This window comes from Massilia sp. Root351, from assembly GCF_001425045.1.
In the GTDB taxonomy this organism is placed as follows: domain Bacteria; phylum Pseudomonadota; class Gammaproteobacteria; order Burkholderiales; family Burkholderiaceae_D; genus Rugamonas.
In genome coordinates this window covers 322,746-337,611 of the sequence record NZ_LMDJ01000003.1, presented here as the reverse complement: position 1 = coordinate 337,611, position 14,866 = coordinate 322,746, and the positions used below count along the sequence as shown (strand labels likewise).

Below are 14,866 nucleotides of genomic sequence, written 5' to 3'. Positions count from 1 at the left end.
AATCAGGCGCTCCCGCAGGTCCGGGCCGGGTTTGGCCTGGTCCAGCCTAGCCCTGGTACTGAAGTAAATGATAGAACACCATCCCGGCCTTGTCAGCCCGGACCACGTTCCAGCCATTCATCCACTCGGGCGCCTCGCCCTCTTCGAAGGTCAGCGGCAGCCCGGATTCGGCATAGACCAGACCCTTTTCCTTGAGCAATTTGCTGCAAAGCGGCAAAACGCGCGCCAGGAAGTCCTGCTGGTAGGGCGGGTCCAGGAAGATCAGGTCGAACTTCTGGCCGCGCACGGCCAGCGACTGGGCGGTGGCCAGCGCGTCGCTGCGCAGCAGCTGCACATTGGCGGCGTTCAGCTTATTCTTGATCGCGTCCAGCTGGCGCACCACGGCGGTGTTGGTGTCGGCCATGATGACGCCGGCGGCGCCGCGGCTGGCGGCTTCGAAACCGAGCGCGCCGCTGCCGGCGAACAGGTCCAGCACCTGGGCGCTGGCCCATTCGCCGTCGCGCAGGTGGCTGATCCAGTTGAAGGCGGTCTCGCGCACGCGGTCCGGCGTCGGACGCAGGCCCAGCGCTTCCAGCACGGGCAACGGGGTGCGCTTCCAGGCGCCGCCGATAATGCGGACCTGGTTGCTGTGTTTTGGCCCGTGGACGGGCACTTTGGCGGGTTTTTTAACGGGCTTCTTTTGCATGGCGGCACTATAACATGCGGCGCCGGGCCGCTTCCCGGGCTGCGCCTACCTGGCCTGCACCGCCAGCGCGTTCAAATCCTCGATCCAGCCCTGCATGCGCTTGTGCGCGTGCGCCTTTTGTTCCGGCGTGGCGATGCGGATCACGGTCAGCACCAGTTCCATGGTGCCGTTGGCGTAGGCGTCGAAGAAAGGCTTGCGGTCGGACGGCTTCTCGGTGCGCTCGAAGTTTTCCTGGATCAGCTCGCGCACCATGGTCTCGGCCGCCGCCTGCGACGGCTTTTCCTGCTGGATGCGGTGCGCCAGCGCGAGAATGCCCTTCTGGCGCCGCATGCGCTCGTCCAGCCACAGCTCGTTGTCCAGCGGACGGGCGTCGGACGCCTTGCGGATCACGGCCTCCTGCTCGCGGCTGAAATTGCCGAACCATAACCCGAACTGCTCCATGGATTTCTTGTAGCGGAACTTGAGCTGCTCGTCGCGCCCGCCCTTCATGTTCTTTTTGCGGAAGTCGCGGTTGTTCTTGTCGAACTTCTCTGCCATCTGCTCGAGCTGCTCCGGCTTCAGCGACAGTGCCAGCTCGGCGATGTCCGGCGCCGCCTTGAGCAGCATGGCCTGGGTGCGCGCGCGGATGTCCTTGTAGTCCGCCTGCAAATCGGCCAGGCTGGGATTGGCCTGCAGTTGCTGCTGGGCGCGCTGCAGCACCTGGGCGTAGTCCTGCAGCTGGGTTTTGCGGTGCCAGCGGAAGAAGTTGCCGATGTCCGACTTGACCGGCGGCTTTTGCGCCGAATCCAGGTCCACATAGGCGTCCAGCCACCAGAACAGCAGCGTGTCGCCGTTGTTATAGGCCAGGCGCAGCGAGCTGCACGCGCCCAGCAGCACCAGGAAAAGGAAGGCGAAAATGTACCGTGCGCCCCGGTTGCGGGTGTCCTGCATGTTAAACTTTTCCATATTCTTAACTCTTTGAGTAGGCCTATGAACGTAGTTATTCTCGCCGCCGGCATGGGCAAACGTATGCAGTCCGCATTGCCCAAGGTATTGCATCCGCTGGCAGGCAAGCCGCTGTTGTCGCACGTGATCGATACTGCGCGCGGCTTGTCCCCGGCCAAATTATGCGTGATTTACGGCCACGGGGGCGCAGCCGTGCTGGAGCAGCTGGAAAAGGAGAAGCAGGTGCCCGGCGCCGATATCTCCGCCGCGCTGCAGGAACCGCAGCTGGGCACCGGCCACGCCGTCATGCAGGCGCTGCCGGTGCTGGACGAAGCCCACCCCACCCTGATCCTGTACGGCGATGTGCCGCTGACCACTTCGGCCTCGCTGCAGCGCCTGGTGGACGCGGCCGGGTCGGACAAGCTGGGCATCCTCACCGTGGAGCAGGATGATCCGTTCGGCCTGGGCCGCATTGTGCGCGAAGGCGGGCAAAGGACCGGCCAGATCATCCGCATCGTCGAGGAAAAGGATGCCAGCGCGGAAGAACGCGCCATCAAGGAAATCAACAGCGGCATCATGGTGGCGCCTACCGCGCGCCTGAAGAAATGGCTGGCCGCGCTGCAGAACAATAACGCGCAGGGCGAGTACTACCTGACCGACATCGTGGCCCAGGCGGTGGCGGACGGCGTGCCGGTGGTCTCGGCCAACCCGGGCGGCGTGTGGGAAGTGGCGGGCGTCAATTCCAAGGTGCAGCTGGCCCAGCTGGAACGCATCCACCAGCTCAATATTGCCCAGGCGCTGCTCGAGCGCGGCGTGACCGTGATGGACCCGGCCCGCATCGACGTGCGCGGCGAACTGGTTTGCGGCCGCGACGTCACCATCGACGTCGGCTGCGTGTTTGAAGGCAAGGTCGAGCTGGCCGACGGCGTCACTGTCGGTGCGCACAGCGTGCTGGTCAACGCCCGCATCGCTGCCGGTGTGCAGATCAAGCCCTTCTGCCACATCGAAGACGCGGTGGTGGGCGCCAAATCCATCATCGGCCCCTACGCGCGCCTGCGCCCGGGCACCGAGCTGGCCGAAGACGTCCACATCGGCAACTTCGTCGAAATCAAGAACAGCCAGATCGCCGCGCACAGCAAGGCCAACCACCTTGCCTACGTGGGCGACGCCACCGTCGGTTCGCGCGTGAACGTGGGCGCCGGTGTCATCACCTGCAATTACGACGGCGCCAACAAGTTCCGCACCGTGATCGAGGACGATGCCTTCATCGGCAGTGACAGCCAGCTGGTGGCCCCGGTGACGGTGGGCCGTGGCGCCACTATCGGCGCCGGCACCACGCTGACCAAGGATGCGCCGGCCGAGCAGCTGACCATCTCGCGTCCCAAGCAGCTGACCATTCCCGGCTGGAAGCGCCCGGTCAAGATCAAGAAGTAAGTTTCCGCATGCAGTGCACGGCGCCTTCGGGCGCCGTTTTTTTTGTGGATAACCATGTGAGCAAGCTTGTAGACAAGCTGTCCATATGCGGTGGGCAAGCAGGGGGTAAGTTGGCATAGGCGCAGTGGCTACTTGCTTGCTAGCTTTAGCGAGGTGCGCATGCGGACAGCTGCGCCGATTGTGGATAAGATTGTTGATATCCCACTGAAAAAGTCCTGAACAAGTGTTGGATAAGCCGGTATAAGCGGATTTTGATTCCGGACGGCCATATTTGCTGTGTGCATAAGCCTGTGGAAATCGACAGGAAAACTGCTGGATAACAGGGCTCCGACCGGGTGACGGCTGGGCGGCCGCCGGAGCACGCCGGCCGCGCGCTGATTTTTTTGCCCGCGCTGACCCCTTTTTCCGTTTCGGCGGTCATGGATAGTAAGGATGCCTTCGGCGTCCCTCCTGTCCGAAAAGGTTTGAGTGCATGGCAATTCCCCTTCCTTCCAAGTTCCGCCGCAACGCCGTGCTGGCGCTGCTGGGCGCCGCCGCGATAGCGGCCGGCGTTGCCGCATGGCGCCAGCAGCAGGCGGCGCCCAAAGTTGAAACCGTGCGCGTGGCGCGCGCCAGTATCGAGGCCAGCGTCATGGCCATCGGGACGCTGCAGCCGCGCAGCTATGTGGACATCGGCGCGCAAGTGTCCGGCCAGGTGCTGCGCCTGCATGTGGCGCCCGGCGCCGTGGTCGAAAAGGGCGACCTGCTGGTGGAGATCGACCCCAGCGTGCAGCAGGCCACGGTGGACGCGGGCCGGGCCGCGCTGGCCGGGCTGACGGCCCAGCTGGCCGAGCAGCGCGCCCAGCACCGCCTGGCCAGGCAGCAGGATGCGCGCCAGCAGCAAATGGCGCGCGACGGCGCCACCCGCGAAGAGGACGTGCAAGTGGCCGCCGCCGCCGTGGAGACGGCCGTTGCCCGCATCGCCAACCTGCGGGCGCAGATTGCGCAGACCGAAGCCGCGTTGAAGGCGGACGTGGCGCGCCTGGGCTACACCCGCATCTACGCGCCCATGGGCGGCACCGTGGTGTCGGTCGAAGCGCGCGAGGGGCAGACCTTGAACGCCACCTACCAGACGCCCAACGTGCTGCGCGTGGCGGACCTGTCGGGCATGACGGTATGGACCGAAGTGTCCGAGGCCGACGTGCGGCGAGTGAAGGCCGGCATGCCGGTCTATTTCACCACCCTGGGCGCCAGCCAGCGCCGCTGGGAGGGCAAGGTGCGGCAGGTGCTGCCCGCGCCTGCGGCCCAGCCGCGCGACGGCGCCACCGCGCTGGCGCCCACGCCCGGCAAGGTGATTCTGTACACGGCGCTGTTCGACGTGGACAACGCGGACGGGGAGCTCATGCCGCAGATGACGGCGCAGGTGTCCTTCGTCACCGCCGCCGTGAAGAACGCGCTGGCGGCGCCGCTGCCCGCCCTGGCCGCACGGGAAGGCAAGCCGGGACGCTACACCGCGCGCGTGCTGAACGGCGCGGGCGAGCTGGAACAGCGCGAAGTGGAAATCGGCGTGCGCGACCGCCTGCACGGGCAGGTGCTGCAAGGCCTGCGCGAAGGCGAGCAGCTCGTCCTGCGCGACATCGCGCCCGAAGGCACGGGCAGGTTCCAGCTGTGAGCGCGGACATGTACGCGCCGCCGCGCGCGCCGCAAGCTGGGGCCACCCGGTTGCTGCCGGCGGCCGCGCAGCCGCTGATCGCCCTGCGCGGCCTGCGCAAGCGCTACGGCGGCGAGAACGGCTCCCCGGCGGTGGAAGTGCTGCGCGGCGTTACGCTGGACATCCATGCCGGTGAGTTTGTCGCCATCGTCGGCGCCTCCGGCTCCGGCAAGTCGACCCTGATGCACCTGCTGGGCTGCCTGGACCGCCCGAGCGAAGGCAGCTACCGCTTCGCCGGGCAGGACGTGGCGGACCTGGGCGCCGACCAGCTGGCATGGCTGCGCCGCGAAGCATTCGGTTTCGTTTTCCAGGGCTACCACCTGATCGCTTCCGAAACCGCGCGCGAGAACGTCGAACTGCCCGCCATCTACGCCGGCATGCCGGAGCACCAGCGCAAGGAGCGCGCCGGGGCGCTGCTGCGCCGCCTGGGCATGGGCGAGCGCCTGGAACACCGTCCCAGCCAGCTGTCCGGCGGCCAGCAGCAGCGCGTGTCGATAGCGCGCGCGTTGATGAACGGCGGCCGCATCCTGCTGGCCGACGAACCCACCGGCGCGCTGGACAGCGCCAGCGGTGCGGAAGTGATGGCGCTGCTGAACGAGCTGGCCGACGCCGGCCACACCATCATCCTCATCACGCACGACCGCAGCGTGGCCGCGCAGGCGCGCCGCGTAATTGAAATCCGCGACGGCGCCATCGTCGGCGACAGCGGCGCCGCGCCGTCCGGACAGGGCCTGCCCGCCCCGGACATGGCCAGCGCTGGCGCCACGGGGCACAGCGCTGCTTCCTTCTGGGCCGACCTGCGCGAGGCCGCGCGCGCCGCCTGGCGCGTCATGTGGATCAACCGCTTCCGCACCGGGCTCACCTTGCTGGGCATCGTCATCGGCGTGGCGTCGGTGATCGTCATGCTGGCGGTTGGGCTGGGCGCCAAGCAGCGCGTGGTGGCGCAACTGGGCGCGTTCGGCTCCAACCTCATGTACATGTCCTCCATCGGCGCCAGTTCGCGCATGCCGGGCCGCAGCATCACACTGGCGGACCTGGACGCGGTCGCTACACTGCCCAACGTCGCGCACGTGCTGCCGAATGTGACCGGCAACCAGGTGGTGCGCTTCGGCGGGCGCGACGTGCAGACCTATGTGCGCGGCAGCGGCCCCGCACTGCCCGAAATCCAGACCTGGCCGGTGGCCAGGGGCGGCTTCTTCACCCCGGACGACGAGCGCGACATGGCCAATGTGGCGGTGCTGGGCCATAAGCTGGCGCGCGAACTGATGCCGGACGTGGCCGACCCGGTAGGCAAGGTGATCCTGATCGGCAACCTGCCGCTGCAGGTGATCGGCGTGATGTCGGAGAAGGGCGCCATCAGCGGCGACCGCGACGAGGACAACCTGCTGATCCTGCCGTTCTCGACCGCCGGGCTGAAGGTGTTCGGCCAGCGCGAGCCTACCTACACGGTGATGGCGGTCGACGACGTGAGCCGCGTCGCGCAGACGCAGGCCTCGGTGGAAGCGCTGATGCTGGAGCGCCACGGCCTGCGCGACTTCGACATCGGCAACGCCGCCGCCTCCATCGCCGCCGAGGCGAAAACCGGCGACACCATGACGCTGATGCTGAGCCTGATCGCCGCCGTGTCGCTGGTGGTGGGCGGCATCGGCGTGATGAACGTGATGCTGATGACGGTGCGCGAGCGCACCCGTGAAATCGGCATCCGCATGGCGACCGGTGCGCGCCGGCGCGACATCCTGCGTCAGTTCCTTACCGAAGCGGTGCTGGTCACGCTCACCGGCGGCAGCATCGGCGTGGCCGTGGGGCTGGCGGTGGGGTCGGCCCTGCTGTGGTGGGACGTGGCGCTGATCTTCTCGCTGAGCGCAATTGCGGGCGCGTTCGGCTGCGCGCTGGTTACCGGGCTGGTATTCGGCTTCATGCCCGCGCGCACCGCCGCCGCGCTGGACCCGGTGCAAGCGTTGGCCTCCGACTGAAATGGAATCGACTATGACAAGAATATCGTGGCTGCTGGTCCTGCCTCTGCTGGCGCTGGCCGGCTGCCGCACCGTGCCGGTTTCGGAGCGCTTTGCCTCCCACCCCGCCCCCCCCGCCGCCTGGCGCCAACCAGCGCCAGCAGTCTCAGCGCCCCTCGTCGCGCCGTCCGCCGCTGCGCCGCCGTTCGCTGTCGCCGCCGCACGGCCGCCAGCCGCTTTGCCCGCAACACCCGGCGACGGCTGGTGGCGCAACTTTGGCAGCGCCGAACTGGCCGAGATGGTCGAAGCTGCGCAGCGCGACAGCTTTGACCTGGCCGCCGCCATCGCCCGTGTCGGCCAGGCCGACGCCGCATCACGCGTGGCCGGCGCCGCCCGGCTGCCGGTGCTCTCCACATCGCTGGAGGCCAGCGGCGGCGGCAGGGCGGACGGCCTGGCTCGCGGCAGCGTGGCGCCAGCCTCCGGGGCGGCCGGCAACACCGCCAGCACCGGCGGCGCCTACGGTCTCGCCTTTCGCGCCAGCTACGAAGTCGACCTCTGGGGCGGCAACCGCGCGCGTGACGACAGCGCCGCCGCCCTGCTGCAGGCCAGCCGCCACGCGCGCGACGCGGCACGGCTGGCCGTCACCGCCAGCGTGGCAGCCGCCTGGCTGCAAAGCGCCGGCTTGCGCGACCGCCTGGGCGTCGCCGACAGCAACCTGGCCAGCGCCGAGCGCATGCTCGCAATGGTGGCTTCCCGCTCCAGCGCTGGCGCCGCGCACCCGCTCGAACTCGCCCAGCAGCGCGGCCTGGTCGCCGCCCAGCGCCGCCAGCGCGCCGAACTCGCCCAGCAACTCGACGAAAGCCGCACCACCCTCGCCATCCTGCTGGGCCGCACTGTTGCCCCCGCCGCCCCGGACGTCGTCCCCGTCCCGGCCGTCTCCCCGGGGCCCGCTGCTGCCGACCCTGCAGTCGCCACCATCCCGGCCGCAGCCGTAGCCGCCGCCCCCTATCCCGCCCCGGCCGCACGCCTTGCCGACCCTGCCGCCGCCACCGCCGCCAACGCCAACGCCAACGCCAACGCCAACGCCAACGCCAACGCCAACGCCAACGCCAACGCCAACGTGGCGCCGCCAGCCCCCAGCCTGCTCGCCAGCCTGCGCTTGCCCGCCATCGATGCCGGCCTGCCGTCCGCCCTGCTGGCGCGCCGTCCCGACATAGCGCAGGCCGAAGCCCAACTGGCCGCAGCGGACGCCGACATCATCGCCGCCCGCGCCGCCATGCTTCCCAGCGTCGCGCTGGGCGGCATCCTGCAATCCAGCGGCCACCGCCCATCCGGCTTGCTCGACAACCCGCTCTACAGCCTCGCCGCCAGCCTGGCCGCCCCCATCTTCAATGGCGGCCGCCTCGCCGCCCAGCGCGACCTGGCCGCCGCCCGCCGCGCCGAACTGCTGGCCGGCTACCGAAGCGCCATCGTGGCTGCCTTTGGCGACGTCGAACGCGCGCTGAACGCGCTGTCCTCCCTTGCCGAACAGCACGCCGCCCAGGAAGAAGAACTGGCCCAGGCCAGCCGCGCCTTCGACCTGGCCAGCGCCCGCTACCGCGCCGGCGCCGACAGCGCGCTCACCCTGCTCGACGCCCAGCGCACCCTGTACGCCGCGCAGGACGCCGCCCTGCAACTGCGCCTGGCGCGCCTGCAAGCCTCGGTGGCCCTGTACCGCGCGCTCGGTGGTGGATGGCAAATCGATACCGGAAACGGCGCCTGATATGTATAATGAGAATCATTCGCATTTATATGTCAGGATGTTCCCGTGTCCACCATCGCCCTCGCGCCCCGCTCCGACCTCGCCGCCATGTATGTGGACCACCACGGCTGGCTGGTGGGCTGGCTGCGCCGCAAGCTCAATGGCGCCGACCATGCGGCCGACCTCGCGCACGACACCTTCATGCGCATCCTCTGCCTGCACCAGGAAAAGCGCGCTCCGGCCATCCAGGAGCCGCGCGCCTACCTGACCACGGTGGCGCGCCACTTGCTCATCAACCACGCGCGCCGGCAGTCGCTGGAACTGGCCTATCTGGAAGTGCTGGCGCAAATGCCGCCCGCGCTTGCCCCGTCCCCCGAGGAGCGCCTGGCGCTGCTGGAAACGCTGCACGAAATCGACGCCATGCTTGACAGCCTGCCGCAAAAAGCCCGCGAAGCCTTCCTGCTGTCCCAGCTCGAAGGGCTAACCTATGCCGAGATCGGCGAACGGATCGGCGTCACCGTGCGCACTGTCAAGCGCTACATGGCGCTGGCTTTCGAGCAGTGCATCCTGCACGCGCCGGACCACGCATGAACCTCTCCCAGCGCGCCGCGCGCGAAGCCGCGTATTGGATGATGCGCATGCAGGACGGCGGCCTGTCCCCCGCCGCCCGCAGGCGCTGGCGCGCCTGGCGCGCCGAAAGCGAAGAGCATGAACGCGCCTGGCGCCGCGCCGAACAAGTCACTGGAACACTGGACAGCGTGCCATCCGCCCTGGCCGCCCCCGCACTGCGCCGCGCCGCCAGCCGCCGCAACGCCGTCAAGACGCTGGCGCTGGTGCTCACCGGCGCCCCACTGGGCTGGGCCGCCTGGCGCGCCGCGCCGTGGGACGAATGGCGCGCCGACCAGTGCACCGCCGCCGGCGAGCGCCGCGATATCACCTTGCCCGACGGCAGCAGCCTCACCCTCAACACCGATACCGCACTCAATGTCCGCTTCGATGCCGCCACGCGCACCGTGCACCTGCTGCGCGGCGAGATCCTGGTCCAGACCGCGCCCGATCCGGCAGGGCGGTCTTTCATCGTGCGCGGTCCGCAAGGCTCCATGCGCGCGCTCGGCACCCGCTTCACGGTGCGCCTGGATGAAGCCCACACCCGCCTCGCCGTGCTGCAAGGCGCAGTCGAAGTCTCCCCAGCCAACGCATCCGCCTACCGGTTGCCTGCCGGCAGCCAGACCCGTTTCAGCACCGCCGGCGGCGCCGTCGAAGGCCTGAACGAGGACGCGGCCGCCGCCTGGGTGGACGGCGTGCTGTACGCCGAGCGCATGCCCTTGGGCGAATTCATCGCCGAACTGGCGCGCTATCGTCCCGGGCTGCTGCGCTGCGACCCCGCCGCCGCGCATCTGCGCGTTTCCGGCGCCTTCCAGCTGCGCGACACGGACGGCGTGCTCAAGGCCTTGGCCTCCTCCCTCCCTGTGCGCCTCCAGGCGCGCACCCGCTACTGGATCACCGTGGCGCCGGCCTGAGCTTATTTCGCGCCGGCGTGTCCCCTTTCCGAACCTCGCGTGTCAAACAACTCAGGAGCAGCACAACTCATTCACGCACAAGGAAAGTTTTCATGGTTCGCACGTCCATCACCGCCGTCATGATCGCCGCCGCAGCGGCCGCACCTACCCTGGCCCTCGCCAAGGACTACCAGATTGCCGGGGGCGCCCTCAGTCCGGCGCTGTCGCGCTTCGCAGGCCAGAGCGGCGTCACCCTGTCGTCCAACCCGGCGCTGACCGACGGCCTGTCCACGCGCGGCCTGCAAGGCAACTACGGCGTTGCCGAAGGCTTCGCGCAACTGCTGGAAGGCAGCGGCCTGGAAGCGGCCCAGCAGGGCGGCGGCGTGTACGTGCTGCGGAAAACTGCGGCCGCAGCCACGGCGCAAAACGCGGCCGTGATGCAGCAGGTGACGGTGCTGGGCCAGGCGCTCGGCGCCAGCACCGAAGGCACCGGTTCCTATACCAGCGGCGCCATGCGCACCGCCACCCGCATGGAAATGTCGGTGCGCGATACGCCGCAGTCGGTCAGCGTCATCACCCGCGCGCGCATGGACGACCTGGGCATCAGCCGCCTGGACGAAGCGCTGGCGCAAACCACCGGCATCATGGTCGGCCAGCAGGACAGCGAGCGCACGCGCTACTATGCGCGCGGTTTCGGTATCAACAACATCCAGGTGGACGGCATGCCGCAAGGCGGCAACGCGCCGCTGTCGGACACCATCCTGTACGACCGCGTGGAAGTGGTGCGCGGCGCCAGTGGCCTGATGGGCGGCACCGGCGACCCGTCCGCCGCCATCAACATGGTGCGCAAGCGCCCTACGCGCACCTTGCAGGGCAACGCCGGGGTGGTGCTGGGGCGCTGGGACAGCAAGCGCGTGGAAGCCGACCTGTCCATTCCGCTGGCGGCGGATGGCAGCGTGCGCGGACGCGCCGCCGTGGCGCACCAGGAACGCGACTCCTACATGGATATGTACCAGGAGCGCAAAACCGTCGGCATGGCCATCGTGGAAGCGGATCTGGCCGAACGCACCCTGCTGACCGTGGGCGCGGACTTCCAGCACAACGCCCCCAAGGGCTCCACCTGGGGCGCAGTGCCGTACTGGAACTCGGAAGGCGGACTGGCCAACCTGCCGCGCAACTTCAGCCTGAGCGCACCGTGGAGCACCTGGGCCAACGAACAGGAAACCGTGTTTGCCTCGGTTGACCAGCGCTTCGCCAACAACTGGAAACTGCACGCCGGCTATGCGCGCACCACCAGCCGCAACAACACCGCCGTGGTCAACGGCGGCAGCGGCTACCCGAATGCCGCTACCGGCGCCGGCATGACGCTATGGACCGGTGTGTGGGGTGAAGGCGAATACGTGGACGACAACTTCGACGTCTACGCCACCGGCCCCTTCTCCCTGCTGGGCCGCCGCCACACCCTGATCGCAGGCTGGAACGGCGGCAACCAGACCTACACTACGCAAGGCGGTGAAGCGGACGTGAAATACCCGGCCAAGATTCCGGATTACCGCATCTGGACCGGCAATATCCCGCGCCCCGTATTCATCCCGGACGGCACCCGCAGCGAAGGCGTCACGCGCCTGACCGGCGCCTATCTGGCCGGCCGTTTCAGCCTCGCCGACAGCCTCACCGCCATCGTTGGCGCGCGCATTAGCAGCTACCGCACCGAGACCCGCAACTTCGATTCCAGCGGCAAGCACACCGGCACCACCGACTCCGTCGCCATGCCCGACGAGCGCACGCCCTACGTCGGCCTGGTGCTGGACCTGGGCGACAACCTGTCTGCCTACGCCAGCTACACCACCTTGTTCAATCCGCAAACCAGCAGAGACAAAAACAACAACTTCCTGCCGCCGGAGACCGGCACCAACGCGGAACTGGGCATCAAGGGCGAATACCTCAACGGCCGCCTTAACGCGTCCGCCGCCGCCTTCCAGACCAAGAAAAAAAACCTGGCGGAACTGGACAAGAGCGTGGCCCCCGGCTTCACGCTGCCGGACGGCGGCATGGCCTATGTGGCCAACGGCGAAGGCATCACCGCGCGCGGCCTGGAGTTCGACCTGTCCGGCCAGGTGGCGGCGGGCTGGAACCTGAGCGCCGGCTATACCTGGCTGGACGCCAGCGAAGCGAACGGCAAGCGCGCCGTGCCCACCCAGCCGCGCCACCTGCTGCGCCTGTCCGGCGCCTACGACTTCGGCGGCGCGTGGCAAGGCCTGAAACTGGGCGCCGGCATCACTGCGCAAAGCGCTACCTACGGCGAGTCGTGGTACGGCCGTCCGAAGGCGCCGAAGACCGAAGAAGCGCGTCTCGAACAGGGCGCGTATGCGCTGGTGAGCGCCATGGCCTCCTACCGCATCAACCGGCAGGCCAGCGTACAGCTCAACATCAGCAACCTGCTGGACAAGCACTACTACCGCAACGTGGGCTTCTACGACAGCGTGTTCTGGGGCGAGCCGCGCAATGTGTCGCTGTCGCTGAACTACCGCTTCCAGTAAGCATCACCAGCACCGATCGGGAGCCATCATGACCACCAAGCACGCTGCCACCGCCACCAGCCGGCTCGCACTCCTCCTCAACACGCGGCGCCCTGTGCTCGCGCGCACCCTGGCCGCGCTGCTGGGGGGCTATCTGTTCGCATCTGCCGGCGCCGTGCTGGCCTCGGTGATGTTCGTCGACCGCGACGGCCTGCCATCCGATGCGCTGCTGGGCGGCGCGCTGTGGGGACTGGTGCTGTACGCGCTGGCCATCATCTGGGCCTTCGGCGTGCGCAGCCCGGCCAAGGCATGGGGTAGCCTGTTGGGCGCGACCGCCGTGCTGGGCGCCTCGGCGGCATTGCTGGTGCTGGCGCAGCGGGGTGCGGCGTGAGCGGCGGCCTGCGGCAGCGCATGTCCTGGCTGCACACCTGGGGCGGCCTGTGGTTCTGCTGGCTCGCCTTCGCCATATTCCTGACCGGCACCCTGAGCGTCTTCACCGACGCCATCTCCGACTGGATGCGCCCGGAAGCGCCGATGCACGCCGACGCCGCGCCCTACGCGCGCGCCGGCAACCATGACGCGCAACTGGCGCACGGGCTGGCGTTGCTACAGCGGAAAGCCCCGCACAGCAACATGTGGGAATTGTGGCCGCGCGAAGGCGAACAGCGCTTCAACATCTATTGGCTCAATGCGCAGGGCCGCTACGAGGACGCGCACGTCTCCACCGCCACCGGCACCGAACTGCCGGAGGAAGCGCGCACCGTGCGCGACACGGCGGGCGGCAACCACTTCGTGGAGTTCCACCACGCGCTGCACGCCGGCGTCGCCGGCCTGTGGATAGTCGGCGCCGCATCGGTGGCCATGCTGGTGGCGCTGATCTCCGGCGTCATCACCCACAAGCGCATCTTCAAGGACTTCTTCACCTTCCGTCCCGCCAAGGGCCAGCGCTCCTGGCTGGATGCGCACAACCTGGGCGTGCTCACGCTGCCCTTCCTGTTCGTCATCGTCTACAGCGGCCTGGCGATCAGCTGGCACACCTACGTGCCGGCTGTGCTGTGGGCGCAGCAGCTGCGCGGCGAAGGCCACGTTAACGTGAAGGACTACGGGCCCGAACGGGGCGCAACCGGCAGGCCAGGCGTGCTGGCACCACTGGCGCCGCTGGTGCGGCAGGCCGAGGAAACCTTCCGCAGCCCCGTGTTCGCGGTGGTGATCAACCATCCGGGCGACGCCGGCATGACGGTGCAGGTGTACGGCACCACGTCCCCCGCCACGCAGGACGGTAACCTGCTCAGCACGCGCGGCGTGCTCACCTTCGACGGCGTCAGCGGGGCCCTGCTGGAGACGCGCATGCCGCACCGCGCGCCCGCCAACGGCGCCCGCGCCACTATGAGCACCCTGGACGAGCTGCACCGCCTGCACTTCGCCGGCAGCGCCATCCGCTGGCTGTACTTCGTGTCCGGCCTGGCCGGCACCGCCATGATGGCCAGCGGCGCCGTCCTGTTCATGGTGAAGCGGCGCCAGAAGTCGCAGCGCGAGTTCGGCGCGCGCACGCCGCAGGTGTACCGCCTGATTGAAGTGCTCAACGTGGCCTCGATTGCAGGCCTGTCGCTGGCCTGCATCGGCTACCTGTGGGCCAACCGCCTGGTCCCGCTCGGCATCGACGAGCGGCATGACTGGGAGATTCTCGCCTTCTTCGGCGCCTGGCTGGCCACCCTGTTGCACGCCGCCCTGCGTCCCGCCGCGCAGGCCTGGCGCGAACAGTTGCTCGCCGCCGCAACGCTTTGCCTGCTGCTGCCGGCGCTGAACGCCGCCACCACCGGCCAGCACTTCGCCGGCTACGTCGCGCAAGGGGACTGGGAGCGCGCCGGCGTGGAGTTGACCTCGCTCGCCTTCGGCCTGCTGTTGGTAGCCGCCGCCTGGCGCGTGCGCGGCGGAGCGGCCGCCAAGCCTGCGGCGAGCAATACCGCCGCTGTCGCCGGCGCCCGCACCGCCGGCAAGGCCGGTGCATGATGGCCGCGCTGCAAACTCTGGGCGCGCTGGCGCTGTGCTACGCGGGCATGGCTGCCCTGGCACTGGCGATGGACCGCCACCACCAGCAATGGCGCGGCCGCGATGCCACGCCCCTCGCGCGCAGCAGCCTGCGCGTGGCCGGCGCGCTGCTGCTGGCGGCAGCCCTGCTTTCCTGCAGCGATTTGTGGGGCGTCGGCGCTGGCGTAGTCGGCTGGACCGGCTTTCTCACTGCCGGCGCGCTGATCCTGGCCTTCCTGTTGCCCTACGGAGCAAGGCTGGGTGCGGCTTTGGCGCCCGTCAGCGCCATTTTCGGCCTGTGGACAACCCTGTAGAAAACCCTCTGGAAAAGCATGGAATAAGGCTGGTATAACCGTGGTAAAGATGGTGGATAACCCCGTGCATAAGCGGTGAA

12 protein-coding genes are annotated in these 14,866 nt (G+C 68.7%); 10 read left to right on the top strand and 2 right to left on the bottom strand.

All coding sequences use genetic code 11. The annotated features are described in order from the left end of the window. Nucleotides 1–46: 46 nt before the first annotated feature. Both rsmD and ASD15_RS07860 read right to left on the bottom strand, forming a co-directional pair. The gene (gene rsmD, locus ASD15_RS07865; protein WP_057154263.1) at nt 47–685 is read right to left on the bottom strand and encodes a 16S rRNA (guanine(966)-N(2))-methyltransferase RsmD; all 639 of its coding nucleotides are present in this window, start codon (nt 683–685) and stop codon (nt 47–49) included. A 45-nt stretch (nt 686–730) separates the two neighbouring features. Next, the gene (locus tag ASD15_RS07860; RefSeq protein ID WP_229418108.1) at nt 731–1,630 is read right to left on the bottom strand and encodes a DUF6279 family lipoprotein; all 900 of its coding nucleotides are present in this window, start codon (nt 1,628–1,630) and stop codon (nt 731–733) included. 24 nt (nt 1,631–1,654) lie between these two features. Here ASD15_RS07860 and glmU point away from each other — a divergent pair, with 24 nt between their 5' ends. The 10 genes from glmU to ASD15_RS07810 all read left to right on the top strand — a co-directional run bounded on the left by glmU (nt 1,655) and on the right by ASD15_RS07810 (nt 14,786). Continuing rightward, on the top strand, nt 1,655–3,043 hold the full coding sequence (gene glmU / locus ASD15_RS07855) for a bifunctional UDP-N-acetylglucosamine diphosphorylase/glucosamine-1-phosphate N-acetyltransferase GlmU (protein WP_057154262.1): 1,389 nt from the start codon (nt 1,655–1,657) through the stop codon (nt 3,041–3,043). 472 nt (nt 3,044–3,515) lie between these two features. After that, complete coding sequence (locus ASD15_RS07850) at nt 3,516–4,694, top strand: efflux RND transporter periplasmic adaptor subunit (RefSeq protein WP_057154261.1); 1,179 nt, start codon at nt 3,516–3,518, stop codon at nt 4,692–4,694. A gap of 8 nt (nt 4,695–4,702) precedes the next feature. Continuing rightward, the gene (locus tag ASD15_RS07845; protein WP_057154260.1) at nt 4,703–6,706 is read left to right on the top strand and encodes a MacB family efflux pump subunit; all 2,004 of its coding nucleotides are present in this window, start codon (nt 4,703–4,705) and stop codon (nt 6,704–6,706) included. 13 nt (nt 6,707–6,719) lie between these two features. Continuing rightward, nucleotides 6,720–8,447, top strand: a complete 1,728-nt coding sequence (locus ASD15_RS07840) for a TolC family protein (RefSeq protein ID WP_162249886.1) — start codon at nt 6,720–6,722, stop codon at nt 8,445–8,447. Between the two features lie 87 nt (nt 8,448–8,534). Beyond that, nucleotides 8,535–9,017, top strand: coding sequence for a sigma-70 family RNA polymerase sigma factor (locus ASD15_RS07835; protein ID WP_057154335.1), 483 nt, complete (start codon nt 8,535–8,537; stop codon nt 9,015–9,017). Next, on the top strand, nt 9,014–9,946 hold the full coding sequence (locus ASD15_RS07830) for a FecR domain-containing protein (RefSeq protein WP_057154258.1): 933 nt from the start codon (nt 9,014–9,016) through the stop codon (nt 9,944–9,946). Before ASD15_RS07835 ends, ASD15_RS07830 begins: the two co-directional genes overlap by 4 nt. Before the next feature lie 92 nt (nt 9,947–10,038). Further along, nucleotides 10,039–12,465: a TonB-dependent receptor gene (locus tag ASD15_RS07825; protein WP_057154257.1), complete on the top strand. Its 2,427-nt coding sequence runs from the start codon at nt 10,039–10,041 to the stop codon at nt 12,463–12,465. Between the two features lie 28 nt (nt 12,466–12,493). Then, nucleotides 12,494–12,835, top strand: a complete 342-nt coding sequence (locus ASD15_RS07820; RefSeq protein WP_229418107.1) for a hypothetical protein — start codon at nt 12,494–12,496, stop codon at nt 12,833–12,835. Then, nucleotides 12,832–14,454, top strand: a complete 1,623-nt coding sequence (locus tag ASD15_RS07815) for a PepSY domain-containing protein (RefSeq protein WP_229418106.1) — start codon at nt 12,832–12,834, stop codon at nt 14,452–14,454. The genes ASD15_RS07820 and ASD15_RS07815 overlap by 4 nt, the downstream gene beginning before the upstream one ends. Next, complete coding sequence (locus ASD15_RS07810) at nt 14,451–14,786, top strand: DUF3325 domain-containing protein (protein WP_057154256.1); 336 nt, start codon at nt 14,451–14,453, stop codon at nt 14,784–14,786. The genes ASD15_RS07815 and ASD15_RS07810 overlap by 4 nt, the downstream gene beginning before the upstream one ends. The last annotated feature ends 80 nt before the right edge of the window (nt 14,787–14,866 follow it).

Bases quoted from the DNA above. Each gene is read 5' to 3' on its own strand.
- rsmD (WP_057154263.1), bottom strand. From the start codon at position 685: ATGCAAAAGAAGCCCGTTAAAAAACCCGCCAAAGTGCCCGTCCACGGG.
- ASD15_RS07860 (WP_229418108.1), bottom strand. From the start codon at position 1,630: ATGGAAAAGTTTAACATGCAGGACACCCGCAACCGGGGCGCACGGTAC.
- glmU (WP_057154262.1), top strand. From the start codon at position 1,655: ATGAACGTAGTTATTCTCGCCGCCGGCATGGGCAAACGTATGCAGTCC.
- ASD15_RS07850 (WP_057154261.1), top strand. From the start codon at position 3,516: ATGGCAATTCCCCTTCCTTCCAAGTTCCGCCGCAACGCCGTGCTGGCG.
- ASD15_RS07845 (WP_057154260.1), top strand. From the start codon at position 4,703: ATGTACGCGCCGCCGCGCGCGCCGCAAGCTGGGGCCACCCGGTTGCTG.
- ASD15_RS07840 (WP_162249886.1), top strand. From the start codon at position 6,720: ATGACAAGAATATCGTGGCTGCTGGTCCTGCCTCTGCTGGCGCTGGCC.
- ASD15_RS07835 (WP_057154335.1), top strand. From the start codon at position 8,535: ATGTATGTGGACCACCACGGCTGGCTGGTGGGCTGGCTGCGCCGCAAG.
- ASD15_RS07830 (WP_057154258.1), top strand. From the start codon at position 9,014: ATGAACCTCTCCCAGCGCGCCGCGCGCGAAGCCGCGTATTGGATGATG.
- ASD15_RS07825 (WP_057154257.1), top strand. From the start codon at position 10,039: ATGGTTCGCACGTCCATCACCGCCGTCATGATCGCCGCCGCAGCGGCC.
- ASD15_RS07820 (WP_229418107.1), top strand. From the start codon at position 12,494: ATGACCACCAAGCACGCTGCCACCGCCACCAGCCGGCTCGCACTCCTC.
- ASD15_RS07810 (WP_057154256.1), top strand. From the start codon at position 14,451: ATGATGGCCGCGCTGCAAACTCTGGGCGCGCTGGCGCTGTGCTACGCG.